At 70.2% G+C, this 17,722-nt stretch carries 13 protein-coding genes; 3 read left to right on the top strand and 10 right to left on the bottom strand.

Features of this window, described 5'->3' with window-relative positions; genetic code table 11:
- Window positions 1-266 precede the first annotated feature (266 nt).
- Window positions 267-1,352: a S1 family peptidase gene (locus ACIQ7Q_RS33530; protein WP_403870753.1), complete on the bottom strand. Its 1,086-nt coding sequence runs from the start codon at window positions 1,350-1,352 to the stop codon at window positions 267-269.
- Between the two features lie 270 nt (window positions 1,353-1,622).
- Between ACIQ7Q_RS33530 and ACIQ7Q_RS33525 the strand changes: the two genes are divergently transcribed.
- Complete coding sequence (locus ACIQ7Q_RS33525) at window positions 1,623-2,492, top strand: alpha/beta fold hydrolase (protein WP_403870750.1); 870 nt, start codon at window positions 1,623-1,625, stop codon at window positions 2,490-2,492.
- Window positions 2,493-2,562: 70 nt separating this feature from the next.
- On the opposite strand, the gene fxsT is transcribed toward ACIQ7Q_RS33525, so the two are convergent.
- From fxsT to fxsA, 5 genes are all read right to left on the bottom strand, one after another.
- On the bottom strand, window positions 2,563-6,504 hold the full coding sequence (gene fxsT, locus ACIQ7Q_RS33520) for an FxSxx-COOH system tetratricopeptide repeat protein (RefSeq protein WP_403870747.1): 3,942 nt from the start codon (window positions 6,502-6,504) through the stop codon (window positions 2,563-2,565).
- Window positions 6,488-7,825 carry a TIR-like protein FxsC gene (locus tag ACIQ7Q_RS33515; RefSeq protein ID WP_403870744.1) on the bottom strand — a complete coding sequence of 446 codons (1,338 nt, stop codon included), beginning with the start codon at window positions 7,823-7,825 and terminating at the stop codon, window positions 6,488-6,490. Before ACIQ7Q_RS33515 ends, fxsT begins: the two co-directional genes overlap by 17 nt.
- Window positions 7,826-7,940: 115 nt before the next feature.
- Window positions 7,941-8,714, bottom strand: a complete 774-nt coding sequence (locus tag ACIQ7Q_RS33510) for an aminoglycoside N(3)-acetyltransferase (RefSeq protein WP_403870741.1) — start codon at window positions 8,712-8,714, stop codon at window positions 7,941-7,943.
- Complete coding sequence (gene fxsBH / locus ACIQ7Q_RS33505; protein ID WP_403870737.1) at window positions 8,711-10,897, bottom strand: radical SAM/SPASM protein FxsBH, inactivated beta-hydroxylase extension form; 2,187 nt, start codon at window positions 10,895-10,897, stop codon at window positions 8,711-8,713. Before fxsBH ends, ACIQ7Q_RS33510 begins: the two co-directional genes overlap by 4 nt.
- Window positions 10,898-10,938: 41 nt before the next feature.
- Window positions 10,939-11,103 carry an FxSxx-COOH cyclophane-containing RiPP peptide gene (fxsA, locus tag ACIQ7Q_RS33500; protein WP_403870734.1) on the bottom strand — a complete coding sequence of 55 codons (165 nt, stop codon included), beginning with the start codon at window positions 11,101-11,103 and terminating at the stop codon, window positions 10,939-10,941.
- 250 nt (window positions 11,104-11,353) lie between these two features.
- On the opposite strand from fxsA, the gene ACIQ7Q_RS33495 reads away from it, so the two are divergent.
- The gene (locus ACIQ7Q_RS33495; RefSeq protein WP_403870793.1) at window positions 11,354-12,259 is read left to right on the top strand and encodes a DUF4231 domain-containing protein; all 906 of its coding nucleotides are present in this window, start codon (window positions 11,354-11,356) and stop codon (window positions 12,257-12,259) included.
- Window positions 12,260-12,279: 20 nt separating this feature from the next.
- Here ACIQ7Q_RS33495 and ACIQ7Q_RS33490 read toward each other — a convergent pair whose 3' ends face one another.
- From ACIQ7Q_RS33490 to ACIQ7Q_RS33480, 3 genes are all read right to left on the bottom strand, one after another.
- Entirely contained in the window at window positions 12,280-12,759 is a 480-nt protein-coding gene (locus tag ACIQ7Q_RS33490; RefSeq protein WP_403870730.1) for a hypothetical protein, read from the bottom strand.
- A 221-nt stretch (window positions 12,760-12,980) separates the two neighbouring features.
- Window positions 12,981-13,880, bottom strand: a complete 900-nt coding sequence (locus ACIQ7Q_RS33485; protein WP_403870727.1) for a S1 family peptidase — start codon at window positions 13,878-13,880, stop codon at window positions 12,981-12,983.
- Between the two features lie 607 nt (window positions 13,881-14,487).
- On the bottom strand, window positions 14,488-15,720 hold the full coding sequence (locus tag ACIQ7Q_RS33480; RefSeq protein ID WP_403870725.1) for a DUF5685 family protein: 1,233 nt from the start codon (window positions 15,718-15,720) through the stop codon (window positions 14,488-14,490).
- A gap of 277 nt (window positions 15,721-15,997) precedes the next feature.
- Here ACIQ7Q_RS33480 and ACIQ7Q_RS33475 point away from each other — a divergent pair, with 277 nt between their 5' ends.
- On the top strand, window positions 15,998-16,429 hold the full coding sequence (locus tag ACIQ7Q_RS33475) for a cell division protein SepF (RefSeq protein WP_403870723.1): 432 nt from the start codon (window positions 15,998-16,000) through the stop codon (window positions 16,427-16,429).
- A 41-nt stretch (window positions 16,430-16,470) separates the two neighbouring features.
- Here ACIQ7Q_RS33475 and ACIQ7Q_RS33470 read toward each other — a convergent pair whose 3' ends face one another.
- Window positions 16,471-17,661, bottom strand: coding sequence for an acyl-CoA dehydrogenase family protein (locus tag ACIQ7Q_RS33470; RefSeq protein WP_403870720.1), 1,191 nt, complete (start codon window positions 17,659-17,661; stop codon window positions 16,471-16,473).
- Window positions 17,662-17,722: the final 61 nt, after the last annotated feature.

Below are 17,722 nucleotides of genomic sequence, written 5' to 3'. Positions count from 1 at the left end.
TCAGACGGTCCCCCCGAACACCGGACAAGCTGACACAGCCACCCCCGCCGGCAATTGAAGCGCGGGGGCCCGGGGGCAGAGCCCCTGAACACCGCGCGGAGCGCGGTCCGGGGCCCGGGGCCTGCCCCGGTTTCGGGAAGGGGCGGGGTGGGGAAACGACCCCGCGCAGCGGCCACCGCACACGGCGGTGCGCGCCCCGCCAACGCAAAAGGGCCGGCCCCGTCACGGTCGACGTGACAGGAACCGGCCCCCTGCAAAGCTCGGCGTCAGCCGATTTCCGCGCCGAACGTCGACAGCGCCTCGGTCACCGGCTGGAAGAACGTCTCCCCGCCCGACGTGCAGTCGCCGCTGCCGCCCGAGGTGAGGCCGATCGCCGCGTCGCCCGAGAAGAGCGAGCCGCCGCTGTCGCCCGGCTCGGCGCAGACGTTCGTCTGGATGAGGCCCTCGACGATGTCGCCGTTGCCGTAGTTGACGGTGGCGTCGAGGCCGGTGACCTCGCCGTCGTGCACCTGGGTGGTGGAACCGCTGCGCGTGACCTGCATGCCGACGGTCGCGTCACCCGCACGGGTGATGGCCTGCTTGCCGCCGTCGTAGAGGTTGACCTCGCTCGGGTGCTCCGTCGCGCCGTTGTACTTCACCAGCGCGAAGTCGTTGCCGGGGAACTGCGAGTCGACCATCGTGCCGATCGCCGCGCCGCCCGCCGAGTCGGACCACTCGCTGCCGGACTGCCCGCAGTGTCCGGCGGTGATGAAGTGCGGCTCGCCGTCCTTGACCACGTTGAACCCGAGCGAGCAGCGCCCGCCGCCGGAGTGGATCGCGTCGCCGCCCGAGATGAACGGGCGGAACTCGCCGGCGGTCTTCTTGAGCTCGGCCTTGGCGCCGAGGCCCTTCACGACCTGCTCCAGCTTGGTCCAGTCGGCGCCCTTGACCGTGCGGTCCGCGGTGACGACGACCTTGTTGGTGACCGGGTCGGTCGCCCAGGAGGTGCCCGGGATGGTCGCCTCGTCGGAGAGGGTCGCTCGCGCGCTCTTCAGCTCGACCAGCGTGTTCTCCACGATTCTGGCCTTGCCGCCCGCCTCACGTACGGTCTGCGCGGCGTCCTCGTTCAGCACGTTCACGATCAGCGCCTTGGCCTTGGCGTCGTAGTACGCGCCGGCCTCCTCGGCACCGAGGTCCGCCCGCAGCGTGACGGCGAGTTCGCCCGCCGCCGGTGCCGTGAGCGTCTTGACGTCGAACTGCGCGGTGTTGTCACTGGCGTTCGCGCTCTGCAGGGTGACGCCCGCGGCGACGAGGGCGACGATCGCGCCGCCCGCCACTGCCGCTTTCCTCTTGGGTATGCGCCGGTGCTTCAACTTCGACCTCCTGTGGGGGCCGCATCCGGGCAAGTGGGGTGCCCGGAGACGGAGGATGAGCCGCCCACTATTCCGAGGCGTCGCACTCGCACACAAGGTCGACTCCTGGACGGGCACACGACAACACTGTTGCGTTCACAGCGCCTTCACAGACGTGGGCGGTCGGGACCGGTTTGCACGGGCACGGCGGCCTCCTGATGGGTAATCATCTGACGGGCGGGGAAGCTCATGATGTCTGCACGGACCATGCAGGGCGAAGGGGGGCATCGGGTGCGACGTCGGGTGCGCGCGGTGGACGGGCGGCATCTGATGGTGGAGCGGCTGGGCGATCCACGCGGCAGACCGGTCTTTCTGCTGCACGGCACGCCGGGCAGCCGGCTCGGCCCCGCGCCGCGCGGGATGGTGCTCTACCAGCGTGGCACGCAGCTGATCGCGTACGACCGCCCCGGCTACGGCGGTTCGGACCGGCTGGCGGGCCGCAGTGTCGCCGATGTGGCCCAGGACGTCAGGGCGATAGCCGACGAGTTGGGGCTGGAGCGCTTCGCCGTGGTGGGCCGTTCCGGCGGTGCGCCGCACGCGCTGGCGTGCGCCGCCCTGATGCCCGACCGGGTCACCCGTGCCGCCGCCCTGGTCACGCTCGCCCCCAGGGACGCGGACGGCCTGGACTGGTTCGAGGGCATGGCCGCTTCGAACGTCACCGAGTACACGACCGCCTCCGCCGACCCGGCCGGTCTCGTCGAGCGGTTCACGCTGCGCTCCGCCGAGATCAGGCAGGACCCGGTCCGGCTGCTGAACGATCTGCGCAGGGAGCTCACCGACTCGGACCGCATGGTCGTCTCCGACGCCGGCGTCCGGTCCATGCTGCTGCGCAACTACCGGGAGGCGCTGCGGACTTCCGCGTACGGCTGGATCGACGACGCGCTGGCCTTCTGCAGCCCCTGGGGCTTCGACCCGGCGGACATCAAGGGCCCGGTGATGCTGTGGCACGGGGAGAAGGACGTTTTCTCCCCGGTGGGCCACTCCCGCTGGCTCGCCCAGCGCATCCCGGGCGCGACGGCCGTCCTCGAACCGACCGCCGCCCACTTCGACGCGCTCCACGCACTGCCCCGCGTCCTGACCTGGCTGCTCGAGGACAGCTGAGGTCAACCGAAGAAGCCTGCGCCCGGCGGCCGCCCCGAGCAGCAGCCAGGGCGGCCCGACTCCCCCGGACTCACACCGCGAGCGGCTCCAGGTCGCGGTACACACGGCGCTCGTCCTTCGCGATCCGGGTCAGCGCGTGCTCGTCGCCCAGCAGCCGCTGCAGCTCCTCCACCGTCCCCGTCCGCAGCTGGGCCGCCTCGTCCTTGCGTCCCAGCAGGCCGAGCGTCACGGACATGTTGGAGGCGATGCCGAGCACCTCGGGATGGTGGGCACCGAGCACCTCACGGAGCCGGGTCACGGTCCGCTGCTCGATCTCCAGCGCCTCCTCGCAGGCGCCCAGGTCCGCGAGGGCGTTGGCGAGGTTGATGGTGCTGTACAGGGCATGCGGATGGCTCTCGCCCAGCACTTCGCGCATCGCCGTGACGACGTTCTGCAGCAGTTGCTCCGCCCTCTCCGGCGTGCCGCAGCCCCATTCGTAGATCCCGAGGTTGTTGATGGCGGCCAGGGTGTACGGGTGCCGCTCCCCCGGCACTTGGCGGTACTGGTCGACGACCTCCTGGGCCAGGTCGCGGGCGGCGACCGGCTCGCCGGCGGCGAACAGGTCCGCCGCCAGGTTCAGGTCGCAGGCCAGCGAATCCGGGTTGGCGGAGGTGTACTTGGCGCGGTAGCGGTTGCGGGTCGCGGTCGTCAGCCGCCGTGCGTCCTCGAGCCGGCCGGCCCTGCGCAGTGACACCGCGAGGCTCTTGCCCGCCGCCAGGGTTCCGGGGAAGGCACGGCCCAGCTGCTCCTTGTACATGTCGTAGGTGCGGCTGAGGACGGCCACGGAGTCGTCGTACCGGCCGACCTCCCTGAGGTCGCGGGCGAGGTTCATCGCGGAGGAGAGGGTGTACGGGTGGTCGGGGCCGAGCACCTCGGTGCGCCGGTCGAAAACCTCCTGGTCGATCTCGCGGGCCCGCGCGTACTGCCCGACCATGCGCAGGTTCAGCGCCAGGTTGTTGGCGGCGGCGAGCGTACGGGGGTGGGACTCGTGGAAGATCTGGCTGAACCCCTCGTGCGCCTCGGTCGCGAGCTCCATCGCCCTGCTGTACTCGCCGAGTGTGCCGAGGTCCATCGCCAGACCGCTGGTGGTCATGTAGGTGTGCGGATGGGAGGCTCCGAGCACCGCGCGCTGCCGCTCCAGCGTCACCTCGTCGAGTTCCTTGGCCTCCACGTAGCGGCCCTGGGAGCGGAAGATGTTGGAGAGGTGGAAGCGCAGGTACAGATACTGCAGGTCGTCGTTGCCGAGCTTGTCCTTCCACGATTCGCGCAGGTCGTTGCCGAGCGCTCCGGCCGCGTTCCAGTCGCCGCGCTTCCACAGGTAGCGCACGCGGTCGATCAGCAGCCTGCGGGTTTCCGGCTCCTTGCAGTGCCTGGCCTCCGACGGGCCGAGGTGCGGCCAGATGGTGTTGAACCGCGGCCACGTCTCAGGGTTGTCTATCGGCTCGTCGTCGTCGGGCCTGGCTCCGGCGAGGATGCGGTGGACGGCGTGCCGCGCGTCCATCTGCTCCTCTTCGCTGAGCTGCGCCCTGATGACGGCCTGCACGAGTCGGTGCACCTGGATGGAGTTGGATACCTGGTCGACCTTGGCGAGGGCGAACCGGCCGATCTCCCGGATGACCCGGCCGAGAACCAGCTTCTCCTGCAGGGAGGCGTCGTACGGCTTGAGGGCCTCGATCATCTCCTTGCTGTAGAGGAGATTGGCGGAGATCGGCTCCGGCGCGAAGAAGGCACAGAGCTGCAGCAGCCGGACGGCCGCCGGGGAGCGTTCCTTGAGCCGCTCGATGGACACGTTCCAGGTGGCGGCGACCGGCTCGGGGTATCCGGCGGGCTGGTTGAGCGCGAGGACGCTCGCGGCCTGCTCCCGCAACTGCTCCAGGTACGAGGCGACGGGCGTCGCCGTCTCCGCGATCCACGCCGCGGCCTGCTCGACCGCGAGCGGCAGGTCGCCGACGGCGGTGGCGACCTGGTCGGCGTCCTCGGCGCTCAGTCCGCGGGCGCGCCGCTGTATGTGCTCGATGGACTCCTCGCGCAGGAAGACGTCGACGGGCAGCGCATCGCCGTACTGCGACCAGGTCTGGTTCCTGGAGGTGACCAGGACGTGCCCGGGCCCGCCCGCGGGGAAGAACCGCTTGAGCTGCTCGGGGTCGTCGGCGTTGTCGAAGACCAGCAGCCACCGTGACGACGGCACGCCGCGCCGCAGCAGGTCGATGGCCTCCTCGGAGGCGGCCGCCATGTCCTCGCTCCCCTGCGCGCCCAGCCGGACGGCGAGTTCGGCGAGTCCGGCGACGACGTCGTCGGGCTGCTCGGAGGAGATCCACCACACCAGGTCGTAGTCGGCCATGAACCGGTGGACGTACTCGAGCGCCACCTGGGTCTTTCCGACGCCGCCGAGTCCGTACAGCGTCTGCGGCTGCGGCAGCACCGCGGCCACAGCCATGCCGCCGCCCAGCTGGTCACGCATCCGCTCGAGAACCACGGAGCGGCCGGTGAATCCGGGGTTGCGGGGCGGCGCGTTCCAGATCTTCGGCACCGTGCCGGGGAACCGCGGTCCGGGCGACGACGGCTCGGGCAGCTGCACGGGACGGTCGAGGGCGCGCAGCAGCGCGCCGGTGGCGTGCACCTCGTCGAGCCGGAACAGATCGACGGGGTTGCGGTCGATGTAGGGGGTGGTGAGGCGGACGTCGCCGACCCTGATCGGCAGCAGATGGCGCCGCCCGCCGCTCGGGTCCTCCGCGGCGGCGCGCTGGAACACCTCCACCGCGCGGGCGGACTTGAGGTAGGCGCTGGACAGCAGCACGACCGTCCGGGCGGCGTTCTCCGCGGCGGCCGCGTCGACCTCCACGGGCTCCCGTTCCGCGGACACGTCGCGCGGCACTACCCGGAAGCCGGCCCGGCTGAGCACGTACTCGACCCAGTCGGCCCACATGCGGTTCTCGGCGACGTAGCTGAGGAAGAGGTCCGCGGGCAGTGCGGGGCGGCGGCGGGTGAAGGCGTCCCTGATGCGTATCCGGACGTCCTCGTTCACCTGCGGCATGGAGGTGATCTGCTGGTCGGTGACGACGGCGGTGAGCCGTTCGAAGGCGGACAGCAGCGAGCTGGTGAGCCCGGCCTCGTCGCCGAACGTCGCGAGCGTTTCCTCGTAGGCGTAGTAGGGCCGGTAGGGGATCTCCACCGCGCCCCAGTAGGCGGCGAGTTCGTCGCCGGAGATGCCGGTGGGGAAGCGGTCGAACTTGAGGCGGGCGAGGGCCCGTCCGGCGTCCGCCTTCTCCTTCTCTCCCTCGTCGATCCGCATCGGCACGGGGAAGATGCGGATGCCACGGCCGCCGTACCGTTCGTCGATCTGCCGGGCGACGGCGGCGGCACCGTCGATGGACTGGTCGCTGAGCGTAAAGCAGTCGACCAGGACGTCGGGCAGATGGACGGTGCAGATGTCGGCGATGTCGCTGAGGCCGGTGCGGCTGTCGATGAGGACGTAGTCGTAGTTGGCCTTCATGTCGTCGCGCAGCGCGTCGAAGAAGTGGCCGCCGCCGAGCCGGTCGTAGAAGTTGTCCCAGTCGAAGGTGGACACGGTCGCCGAGTACTCGCGGTTCTGCTTGCCCGCCGAGACGAAGTCGAGCGTGCCGCCTTCGGGGAACTCCCAGCCGAGGCTCTCCGGGGTGAGCGAGACGGCGTGAGGCTGAATGCGCGCGTAGTCCAGGTGCCAGTCGTCGCGGCGCGGCTCGGGGTTGGTCGCGGCCCAGGCGTACTCGGTGATCAGGTCGATGACACCCGTGGTGGCGCCGAGCGTGGAAGGGTCCAGGAACGGGTGGAAGAAGCGGTGCAGGCCGGGCGCTTCCAGGTCCCAGTCGACCGCCAGGACCCGCTTGCCGTTCGCCGCGAGTATCCAGGCCACATTCGCCATGGCCATCGTGCGGCCCGTACCTCCCTTGTACGAGTAGAAGGTGACGATGCGCCCGTCACGACTGGCTGTCATCCGTGTCCTCCGCATCAGGGGCGATGTCACGCATGTTCGGGACGTAATGGGTGGTGCTGTACTCGGACGCCATCGGGCCGCGCAGCCGCGGCCGTTCGCTGTGGCTGCCGCCGCCCGGCGGTGCGGGCGGGTAGACCTCCGCATGCCGCAGGTACTCCTGCGCCGCCGCCTCCACCACCTGGGGCAGCAGCTGGCCGAAGGCCTCCATGCTGTGCACGCCCCTGGCCGCCGCCTGGCAGGCGGCGCGGCCGTGGCGCATCTGGTGCGGCATGGTGCGCTCCAGCTTCTCGATCAGGGCGGCCTCCGAGCCCTGGCTGTCGGGGTCGTCGCGGTTCCACGGGACGACGACGCTCACCCAGGGGTGGGGCTGCGCGTCGAAGGCGGCGAGCTTGCGCCGCCGCTCCTCGTCCTCGAGGGCCCAGCGGTCGACGAGCAGGATCTCGGGGCGGGTGGGCGGCTGACCGGCCTCCGCGAGGGGTTCGTGGTCGAACGAGGAGAGAGTCGCCTGGTAGTTGAGGGAGCGCACCAGATCCTGTGCGATGTACGCCAACGGGCGTGCGGAGTCCGGGTGGTAGGGGTTCCAGTCCTGCGACTGCTTGCCGTAGAACTCCGCTGATCGGCCGGGCGGCAGGTCGTGACTGGTGGGCGCGGCGACGGTGACGTGCATGGGCCGCGGGCCACCGCTGGGCCGGCCGAACGCGCTGGGCGCCTGCCGGAACTCGACCGGGTTGCCGGGCGCGAGCCGTATCGTGTCGGCGACACTGACGATCCGTTTGGCCAGCTCGTAGACGGCCGCCTCGTACTCCTCGGCGAATATCCGCAGCTTGATCAGGCCGTAGAGTCCGTCGGTCACGTAGCGGTCACCGAAGGCCCGGTGGTTGAACTGCAACCGTTCCGCCGGGCCCGGGAGTTGCTCCGGCGGCATCGGCACCCATAACGCGGGGACGATGGCTTCCGCGGGGCGATTGCTTTTCGCGTGGTGGTAGATGGCCCGCTGGGCGAAGGCGTACCACTCCTTGCCGCACATCTCGCTGGCGAAGTAGCGGGGGGAGAACAGCGGGACGAACACCCGGCAGGTGGCGAGTACTTCCCCCAGCCGCTCCGACCAGCCCTCCCCCGAGCGTATCTCCCGGTCCATGAAGCCGGCTGGGGCGCCGGCCGGCAGATCGGTCATGGCCATCACATGGCCGCACAGATCACGGAAGAGACGCTCGACCCACATGTCGGGGTCCGGGCCTCCCGCCCCGTACCGCGGTGTGTGCGCGTAGCTCAAAAAGAAGTACGGCCGATGGTCCGCCGCCCGCTGCGCTGAATCCGACACACGACCCCCGTCCTGCGTGAACGCGCGACCTGACACCCACCATCGATGAAAGACGCGAGCGAATTAATCATTCCGGAGCGGGTCACACTCCATCCCCCCGCCGTTCGGTCAATCATCACCGCTTTTCGGTCATCCAACCCTGCGCGTGATCGACCGCCTCCTTGATCGAGAACAGTCTTGCGGTTCTTCCCCCCAGTTGTCCGCTTCGTTCCACTCCCCAGCTGAACGCGGCGCCTACGGCCTCGAAATCACTGTCGTCCAGTTCGACGTCGGTGTATTCGACCCATTCGGAACCGCCGCCCGGCCCGCGCACCACACAACGGTACGTGCGCATCGGTGATTCGGTGCGGTACTCGGCAAGATGGAATGCGGTGCACTTGGCGAATCCCACATTGATCATCAGTACGTGCGCTTCGGCGCGATAGAGCGCGCCGAGCGGTGACCGCTCGCCGAGGTGGCATTCCAGCGGATGATCGGCGAGCAGTTCGCCGGCCCGCCGCCCCACCGCCGCGAACGACGTCTGCGGATGGCAGCTGCGCCGGGCGCCCTCCGCGGTCCGTACGGACTCGGCCAACCGGCCCATCCCCTGACTGGGTGTGGTGGCGGTGTCGAACGCCGGCATGTCCGCCCGGAAGGCCGCCGCCTGCTCGGGTGTCATGCCGCGCACCCGGGCGAGGTGGGCCGACGAGGTGTCCGAGTTCTCCGCGGTGAAGGCAGGCACCACCAGAGTGCCGTCCGGGCCGAGCACCTCGAGCAGGGCGTCACGCAGCGTCCGCGCGCCGAGCCCTGTGGCGTGCAGGGAGGCGTGGACGAGGAGCGTCATGCCCCGGCGCACACCCAGGGCACGCAGCGCGTCGGCGGGAGACGTGGTGCGTAACGGGTCGGTCATCGGGTGGCCTCCGTGTACAGGGCGGCGATCAGGCGCTTGCCGCTGACGGTCGGTTCCGGTGCGTCCTGAAGGGCTTTGAGCGCGGGGGCTGCCTGGCCGGCGGCTTCCGGATCGAAGGCCGCGAGCCCGACGCGTTCACAGGCTCCGGCCAGCAACTCGGAGGCCGGCAGTGGCTCGTCCTGCCACGGCGCCGTGTGCAGCCAGGCGCCGTCCTGGGCCAGCAGGTCGGTCACTTCGCCGAGTGCCCGCAGCCAGGCCCGGCGGTGACCGCGCAGCAGCGCGGCCGCGAGGGCTTGGGGGGCTCCGTCCAGGCTGAGACCGAGCGCACCGAAGGCGTGCCGGCCGACCGACGGTCCACCGCCGCGAAGCGGCGTCAGAGTGGTCAGAGAAGCGGCGAGTTCGGCGGCCTGCTCGGGTGCCGTGGTCCGCAGCAGGGCCCACGCCGCGGCGAGCGCCTCGGTGTCCTCGACGGCGTGCACAGGCTCGTCGAAGCAGTCACGGAACGGGTCGAGGTCGTCGAGCACGAGGTCCGGCCAGCCCTCGAGCCCCGGCCGGTGCACGGGTCGCCAGTCGGCGGTGGCCTCGGCGGTCCGTACGCGTAATGCCGCTCGCCCCCGCACCGCCACCCACAGCTCGTCCCGGCTGCCGCGGACTTCGGCGTCGCACGGCTCGCCGTTCACGGACAGCCGCAGTTCGCCCAGGGTGGGCAGGACAAGCGTGCCGGTGGGACAGTGCACCTGTACAGGGAGGTCGAGCCCGCTCCGCAGGGCCGCGGCGGCGACATAGGAGTCCAGGCGAAGCGCGAGCGCGACGGCGTCCGCTCGCTGTTCCCGCAGGGCGTCCAGGCAGCTGTGGAGCCAGGTGCGGGTATAGGGGTGGGCGTAGATCTCGTCGAAGCCGAGGGACGTCTCGTCGATGGTGGCCGCCAGCCGCCAGGCGGTCGACCATCGTTCGCCTCCGCGGCCCGCCAGCTCCTCGTTGAGTCGGGCGAGGCTGTAGCGGGTCAGGTCCTGTTGGAGAATGAGCAGCGCCTCCCCATCGGTCACGGCCGGGGACACGGTCGCCTCCGCAGTGCGCTGCTCGATGCCGCGGATCAGCGCCTTGAGGTCCTCGCAGTACACCGAAGTGTTGTCGAACCCGGTCTTCGAGGCGTAGCGATGGGTGTAGAGCCCGCCGCCGCAGGATCTGACGACGGGGCACTGACGGCATGTCCGGCTCACTCCCTCCAGGCCGAGTTGGCGCGCCCGGACCCCGGGGTGGGAGGCGACGCGGTCGAAGGCGTCGTCGAAGACGTCGAATCCAGTGGCGGCCGCGCCCTCGTAGGCGCTCTTGAGCGAGTCGACCTGTTCCAGGGCGCCGTCGGTCTCGATGACGACGAGGTCGGAGGGGGCCAGTCCCAGGGATTCGGTGAGGCTCGGGCCGCCGGCGAGGGTGGAGAGCACGGACTCGAAGAGCCGCACAGGTACGGGCCTGCCGTGGGCGTCCCAGCGGTCGAAGACCTTCAGGATCCAGTCGGCATAGGCGGTGGCGGATCCATTCGGCCGGGGTGGCGGCTCGTCCCATGTGGCGTGCGGGAGCAGGAAGTCGATCCGCGGCGGCTCGAGCTCGGCCAGGGCGTCGTACACGGCCACCGGGTCGTTGGCCACGTCGATGGTGCACAACAGACCGAGGTAGAGGTGGCGGTAGCGCTCCTGGCGGAGGAGATCCACGGCCCGCAGGACCAGCGGATGACTGGTGCGGCCGTCCGCGTAGCGGCGGTGACGGTCGTTGGCGGCGCGGTCGCCGTCGAGGGAGATGCCGACCCGGACGTCGAATTCGTCGAACAGGTCGAGATAGCGGCTGCTGAGCTGGATTCCGTTGGTGTGGATCCTCAGATCCAGCGCGGCGACGTTGTCGAGGGCTGCGGTGAGCTCCTCGCAGACGCGGCGCAGACGGGCGGGGCCCGCCAGCAGAGGCTCCCCTCCGTGCAGGATCACTGACACGGAGGGCAGGGCATGACTCTTGGCATGCTCGGCCAGTCGCAGAGCTGTCCAGGAAATCGCTTCGTCAGAGATTGCCTTCGGGCGGGTACGCCAGCTCTGATCAGCGTGTTCGTAAATGTAGCAATGATCGCAGGCAAGATCGCACCTGCTGTGGACCTTCACAACAATCTGCTGGAAGGGGACCAAAGGGGGCCCTGTCATTCCACCAGTCTAGGGCCAGTTCGGAGCGCTCCGGAGTTGCTTCAGAGCGCAGAGTTGAACGTCGTGGAACGCAGAGCGGGTGCGCCGGATGTGGGCAGAACGCGGGCGAGCTTCTCGGTGGCATCGGCACCGCGCACGTCGATCTGCGCCAGTGGAACGCGATTCTTCTTCGCAGCGGCGAATGAAGCGGAGGAGTGAAGGGTCATGACGGGGCCGTCCTTGATGTTGTGTCCAGCTCAATGTTGTGCCCAGCGGGGATACCACGCACCGTTGCGATGCCGGCGGCACGACTTTACTCTCATGGCCACTCGCAGCAACTCAGCATGGGCACAAGCTGCAAACGAGTTGCGCCACATTCTCGCAGGACCGCAAGGAACAAGCGATTCCGCCTAAAGAGTGAAGACAAAACCGCAGACGGGGGTGCGTATGAGCGAGCTTTCGAGCCCATTGCACAGCATGGTCTTCCGCAACGGGGATCTACCGGTTCTCTACCACCGCACGGACACCATAGCCATCGCCCGCCAGCGCGAGGCCGTCGCGGGCACCCGCCTCCAACTGCTCCTGCTGGTGGCGGGAGCGGCCCTGGCGGCCCTTCCCACCTCGCTCAGGCTCGGTGGGTCCTTCCAACTCGACTCCATGTTCAGCGCATTGGCGTACGCCGGTGTCCTGGTGCTGGGGTACCGCTCCTCGCGCCGCAGAGCAAAGTCACACTGGCAACTGAACCGCTCCGCCGCCGAGTTCATCAAGTCGATGTGCTGGCGTTACGCGGTCCATGGAGCACCCTTCGACTCACGTACTTCCGAAAGCGAAGCCGATGATTTGTTCACCGCCCGTCTGGAGGAGGGATTACGGGAGTTGGCCAAGGTCGGCTGGGAGGATCCGCGTACGGCGGGGGACGCCGCCGCGGCCGACCTGATCACCACTCCCATGAGACGGCTCCGGGCGAAGCCCTTCAGCGTGCGAAAGGAGACCTACGTCAGGGACCGGCTGATCGAGCAGCGCAACTGGTACCACCGGCGTACGGAGGTTTCCCGCCGCGCCACCGCGCTCTGGTCCGCCTCGATCGCGCTGCTCACCCTCCTCGCCCTGTTCTTCGCCACACTGCGGACCTTTTCCGTGGGCGACTTCGTCCCCGCGCAGGGTGTGCTGTCGGCCGCGGCCGCCGCCTGCCTGGCGTGGAGCGAGATCCGCCGCCACCAGCCGCTGATCGCCGCGCACGCGCTGGTGGAGGAGGATCTGGCGGCCATGCACACGGCGATGGAGACGACGGTCACCGATGCGCAGTGGCCCTCCGCGGTGTACGAGACCGAGCGCATCGTCTCGCCCCAGCACACCGACTGGCTGGTCAGGCACCGTAGCTGACCGCCTCGCCGGTGGTCCTCTCAGGCCCGCCGAAGACCCTCGCGCCAGATGACGGTCACGGGTTTTCCGAGGCCGCGGGCGTAGCGCACGATATCGCCAGTGCCGCCGTGGCCCCGGGCCGGGAGACCGTCCCAGACGGCGAGGAGCCGGTCGCAGTGGTCGGCGATGTAGGCGCCGGCCGCGTAGTAGGCCTCGTCCGTGGAGAACGGGAAGGCGAGCCGGACCTCCCGGGTGGCCAGGCCCTTGAGCCGTCGGTATCCGGCGAGTTCCTCCGGGCCGCTGAAGCCCTGTTCGTAGTCGCTGCTGGGGATGACGACGGTGAGTTCCGCGCCGCAGTCCAGGGCGATGTCCGCGAAGAGCTGGTCGGCGCCGACCGCCAGGCTGGACAGTGCTTCCATCGAGCCCTGGTGGCCGCAGAGAACGGCCCGCAGCCCCGCGCTGACATGGGCCAGGGCCTCGAGTGGGATGCTGCGGTGGCCGGTCACTCCGATGCGTTTCACTGAGCTGCAACCCCCGTTACTGCGCTCCCCCGCCGTCCTTACATCCTCTCAAACAGGAGACGGCCCCAAACAGAGGACGGACGTCGAGCACGGGCGGACGTCGAGCAGGGAGCGGACGTCGAGCAGGGAGCGGACGTCGAGCCCTCGCCCCGTCGTCACGGGGCGAGGGCTCGACTGGTGCCGGGTGCCGTGCCGGTGGACACGACCTTGCGGGAGGAGCGTCAGTAGACGCTGACTCCGTAGGCGCTGAGGGCCTCGGTCACGGGCTGGAAGAACGTCGTGCCGCCGGAGGAGCAGTTGCCGCTGCCGCCGGAGGTCAGGCCGATGGCCCGGCTGCCGGAGTAGAGCGGACCTCCACTGTCGCCCGGTTCGGCGCAGACGTTGGTGCGGATCATGCCGTAGACGACGTCTCCGCCGCCGTAGTTGACGGTGGCGTTGAGTCCGGTGACGGAGCCGCTGTGGGTGCCCGTCGTGGAGCCGCGGCGGGTGACGGACATGCCGACGGTGGCGTTGGCCGCGCTGGTGATGTCCTGGCCGCCTACGGCGCCGGGGTGGCTGAGCGAGGTGTTGGAGTAGCGCACGAGACCGTAGTCGTTACCCGGGAAGCTCGAGCCGGCCGTGGGGCCGATCGTCGTGCTGCGGGACGAGTTGGTGTACCAGGTGCCCGCACCGTCGGTGCAATGCCCGGCGGTAAGGAGGTAGTAGGTGCTGCCGCTGCGGACGTTGAAGCCGAGGGAGCAGCGCCAGCTGGAGGCGTAGATCGCGTCGCCGCCGGAGATCAGCTTGGAGAAGGTACCGGGGGTGCGTTCGATGCGCAGGGCACCGGCGTTGGTCCCCGCCTCGCGCTTGATCTTCGCTATCTCGGCCTTCGAGACGGTGCGGTCGGCGGTGACGACGAGCGTTCCTGTCGCCTTGTCGACGTGCCAGGCGGTGCCCGCCACGTCAGCGGCGAGCACTGCGTCGCTCGCCGCGGTGAGCTGCCCTGCGCTGAAGGTCTGTGCCTGGTCGGCGTTGGCGGTGGGGACGGCCAGAGCTGCGGCGGCTATCAGGCCGGTGGAGACCGCGAGCAGACGGGTGCGTCTCGCGGTGCCGGTGCGGGGGATGGTGCGCTTGATCCTCACTTGTCGTTCCTCCCGAGGGGTGGATGGCCCGTCCGTGGGGTCGGGGCCTGTGAGGCGCAGCCATGAGCACTTCGACATCCGGAACGCCGGATATCGGACAGACCATGCTCCTGACAAGCGCTGTTCGGGAGTATTCGCGGCGTCAACTACGCGCGCAAGGGCGCCTTTCGGCCGCAGCGCATATGCACACCCGACGGCCCCGGTGGCCTGCTGCCGCCGGGGCTGCGCTGTTCGGTGACACGTCTTCGCCCGGTGGGACGTGTCAGGGCGTCAGGAGGTTCCGTTCACCGGCGGCGACGGCAAGGGGTCGGGTTCTGCGCCGGCCGGGGGCCGACTCGCACGGACGGAAGCGTCCGGGCGGACGCGGGCGAAGTCGCCCGTCACCCGGAGACCTTCGCGGCGCGGCGCGACCAGCCGCCGGTCGCCGTGGGCGACCCGTGCGCCGGCGATCGGGCCGCGGTCGGCGGCGAGGCGGAACTGGCCGGTGAGAGCCTTGCCCTCGCGGCCGAAGGCGTCCGTGGTGGTGGCACCGCCGCCACCTTGTCGCCGTTCTCGCTCGGGGCTGCCGCCAGACGGCCGGAATTCGCCCCTCGGAGCCGACGGGCCGTCAGCAGTCGCAGCTGGGGCAGCCGCAGTCCGGGCAGTCGCAGTCGCGGCAGCAGCCTTCCCGCTTCTTGCGGGACCAAGGGCCCTCGTACTCCTTGGCGCAGCACAACCGGCACGAGCAGCACAGGCCTATGAAGACCGCGCAGCCCGCCCAGAGTCCACGGCGGGCGGGGCGCTGCGGCCCCGGTCCGGGCGGCATCCCACCAGGACCGCCGGGCCCACCCGGCCCGCCGGGAACGCCCGCACCGCCGCCATAGGGGCCGCCGCCGTAAGGGCCGCCGCCGTACGGATTCGAGCCGTACGGGCCCTGGGCGCCGCCCTGGTACGGGTTCCCGTGCTGGGGCGGCTGCTGCCCGCCGTAGCCCTGGTGCGCACACGTCGGCGTACCGAAGGCGCGGTTCACCGACGTGGCGAGTTCGTGTGCGAGCAGCACATGGACCAGCTTTCCGTCCACGAAGTGCACGTCCCGCAGCGCCAGCCTGATGCCGTGCAACGCGTCGTCGGCGAGCCGGCGGGCCTCCGCGAGCGGAGTGCCCGTGGCGGTGAGCGGGTTCCAGGCACCCGACGCGGCGTCAGCTTGCTGGTCCTCGACGGCATCCAGCAGATGCGCGAGCCGTCCGAAGAGCCGGCCGGCCTCGGCGAGCGGCGCGATGTTCTCGGGCCGGCCGGCGAGCACGGCGGTGTGCGCGAAGGCCGCCGCCGTCGCGGTCTCCGTCGGCTCCGTGACCGTCAGGAGCGAGGTCCCCGGCCCGGCCAGGGCCTCGATCTCGGTCTGCCGGTCGACGGCGTCGAGCAGCACCGCGGTGTCGAAGCCGAGCACGGCGCCCGAGCGTGCACCCGCCTTGTCCCACCCTGCGGCGACCCGGCGGGCGGCGGCGGCCACGGGCCTGCGCGCCAACACGCCGTCCCCGTCCGCGATGTGGTCCCGTACCTTCGCGGACGCGAGCACCAGCGAGACGGCGGCGGCCAGCCGCGCTCCCTCGCCGCGCGCCACGGGCGCGGTGCGCATGGCCCGCAGCGGGCAGGGCCCGGCCGTGCGCCGCTGTGCCGGGGCGCGTTCGGCCTGAGCCTCCGTCAGGACCGAGACGATCAGGCCGTCGTAGTTGGTCACGATCCGGGCGAGCTGTCCGTGGTCGGCTCGAAGTGCCAGACACAGTCCGCAGAGATGGGCCATCCACTCGGTTTTCAGCCCGTCGGTGAGACGGTGCGAGCATGGCCTGACGATTCCGAACACGACTGTCCCCCGTGCGTCACTGAGATGTGCGGTGGGCATCGTAACGAGTGACCGTTCACCCGTACGTCCCCAAGGTCACCCGTCCGGCTCGACTTTTGTATTTTCATCCCGTCACGGCCCCTGCGGCCGCCGGACCTTGACGAATCGCCACATCTTCTGCACCAGTACCGTCACGAATCCCCTGCGCGCCGACTATCCACTTGGCGCCCGATCCGCATCATGGACGACGATAGGGGATATGCGGAACCACAAGTGACCGCGATGAAAGGAGGCGTCCATGGGATCGGTGCGTAAGGCGAGCGCCTGGCTGGGACTCGTCGAGGACGACGGGCGTTACTACGACGACGAGTACGCCGAGGGTGCTGAGACGGGTGACGCGTGGGTCACCGACCCCCGGGTTCGTGTCGCCTCCGAGTCCGCCGAGCAGGAGGGCCGCCGGATCGCCACCGTCTCCCCCCACGGCTTCCGGGACGCCCGCGGGATCGGTGAGCTGTTCCGCGCGGGCGTTCCGGTCATCGTGAACCTCACGTCGATGGAGCCCGGGGACGCCAAGCGTGTCGTGGACTTCGCCGCGGGCCTCGCCTTCGGGCTGCGCGGTTCGATCGAGCGCGTCGCGACCCGGGTCTTTCTGCTGACCCCCGCGGACACCCAGATCGTCAGCGGAGACCCGGCGGGCCGTTCGCAGGACGGTTTCTTCAACCAGAGCTGAGCAGGGCGCGCACCGGCCCCGCCCGACCCGGTCGCACCGGACTACCGGAAGGCGTCCAGGCCGGTGAGCGCCTTGCCCAGCACCAGCTGATGCATCTCGACGGTGCCCTCGTAGGTGAGCACCGATTCGAGGTTGGTCGCATGCCGCATCACGGGGTACTCGAGCGAGATCCCGTTCGCGCCGAGGATGGTGCGCGAGGTACGGCAGATCTCGATGGCCTCGCGCACGTTGTTGAGCTTTCCGAAACTGACCTGCTCCGGCCGCAGCTTTCCGGCGTCCATCCGCATGCCCAGGTGGTGGGCGAGCAGGATCCCCTTGTGCAGTTCGACGGCCATGTCCGCGAGCTTCGCCTGCGTGAGCTGGAATCCGCCGATCGGCCGGCCGAACTGCTCACGCGTCTTCGCGTACGACACCGCCGCCTCGAAGCTGGAGCGCGCGGCGCCCATCGAGCCCCACACGATTCCGTACCGCGCGTGGCTGAGGCTGCTCAGCGGGCCGCGCAGGCCAGTGACGCCGGGGAGCACCGCGTCGGCGGGCAGCCGCACCTCGTCCATCACGAGTTCGCTGGTGACGCTCGCGCGCAGGGACCACTTGTGCTTGATCTCGGGAGCGGAGAAGCCGGGGCGGTCGGTGGGCACGACGAAGCCGCGGATGCCGTCCTCGGTCTGCGCCCAGACGACGGCGACACCGGACACAGAGCCGTTGGTGATCCACATCTTGCGGCCGGTGAGCACCCAGTCCTCGCCGTCGCGCTTGGCGTAGGTGCGCATGGCGGCCGGGTCGGAGCCGTGATCGGGCTCGGTCAGACCGAAGCAGCCGATGATCTCGCCGGCCGCCATGCCGGGCAGCCAGCGCTGCTTCTGCTCCTCGGAGCCGAAGCGGTGGATCGCGTACATGGCGAGTGAGCCCTGCACGGAGACGAGGGAGCGGATGCCGGAGTCGGCGGCCTCGAGCTCGAGGCAGGCCAGTCCGTACTGGACGGCGGTGGCGCCTGCGCAGCCGTAGCCGTCGAGCGACATGCCGAGGGCACCGATGGAGCCGAGTTCACGGGCGAGGTCGCGGATGCCGGGGAGCTCGCCGCGCTCGTACCAGCCGGCGATGTGGGGCATCACGCGGTCGGCGGCCCAGGTGCGGACGGTGTCGCGGATCGCGAGATCCTCGGGTTCCAGAAGGTCGTCGATGCCGAGCGGGTCGCCGGGATCGAAGGGCGGAAGCTTCGAGGTTGCGGACATGGCGTGACCTCCGGCGGCTCTCACACTGGGCAACCCCTTCCCGGCCGCGAGGCCGGGGAAG

Origin of the sequence: Streptomyces sp. NPDC096176 (assembly GCF_044763255.1) — a bacterium.
Taxonomy (GTDB): Bacteria; Actinomycetota; Actinomycetes; order Streptomycetales; family Streptomycetaceae; genus Streptomyces.
This window is presented reverse-complemented; position numbering and strand designations above follow the sequence as displayed.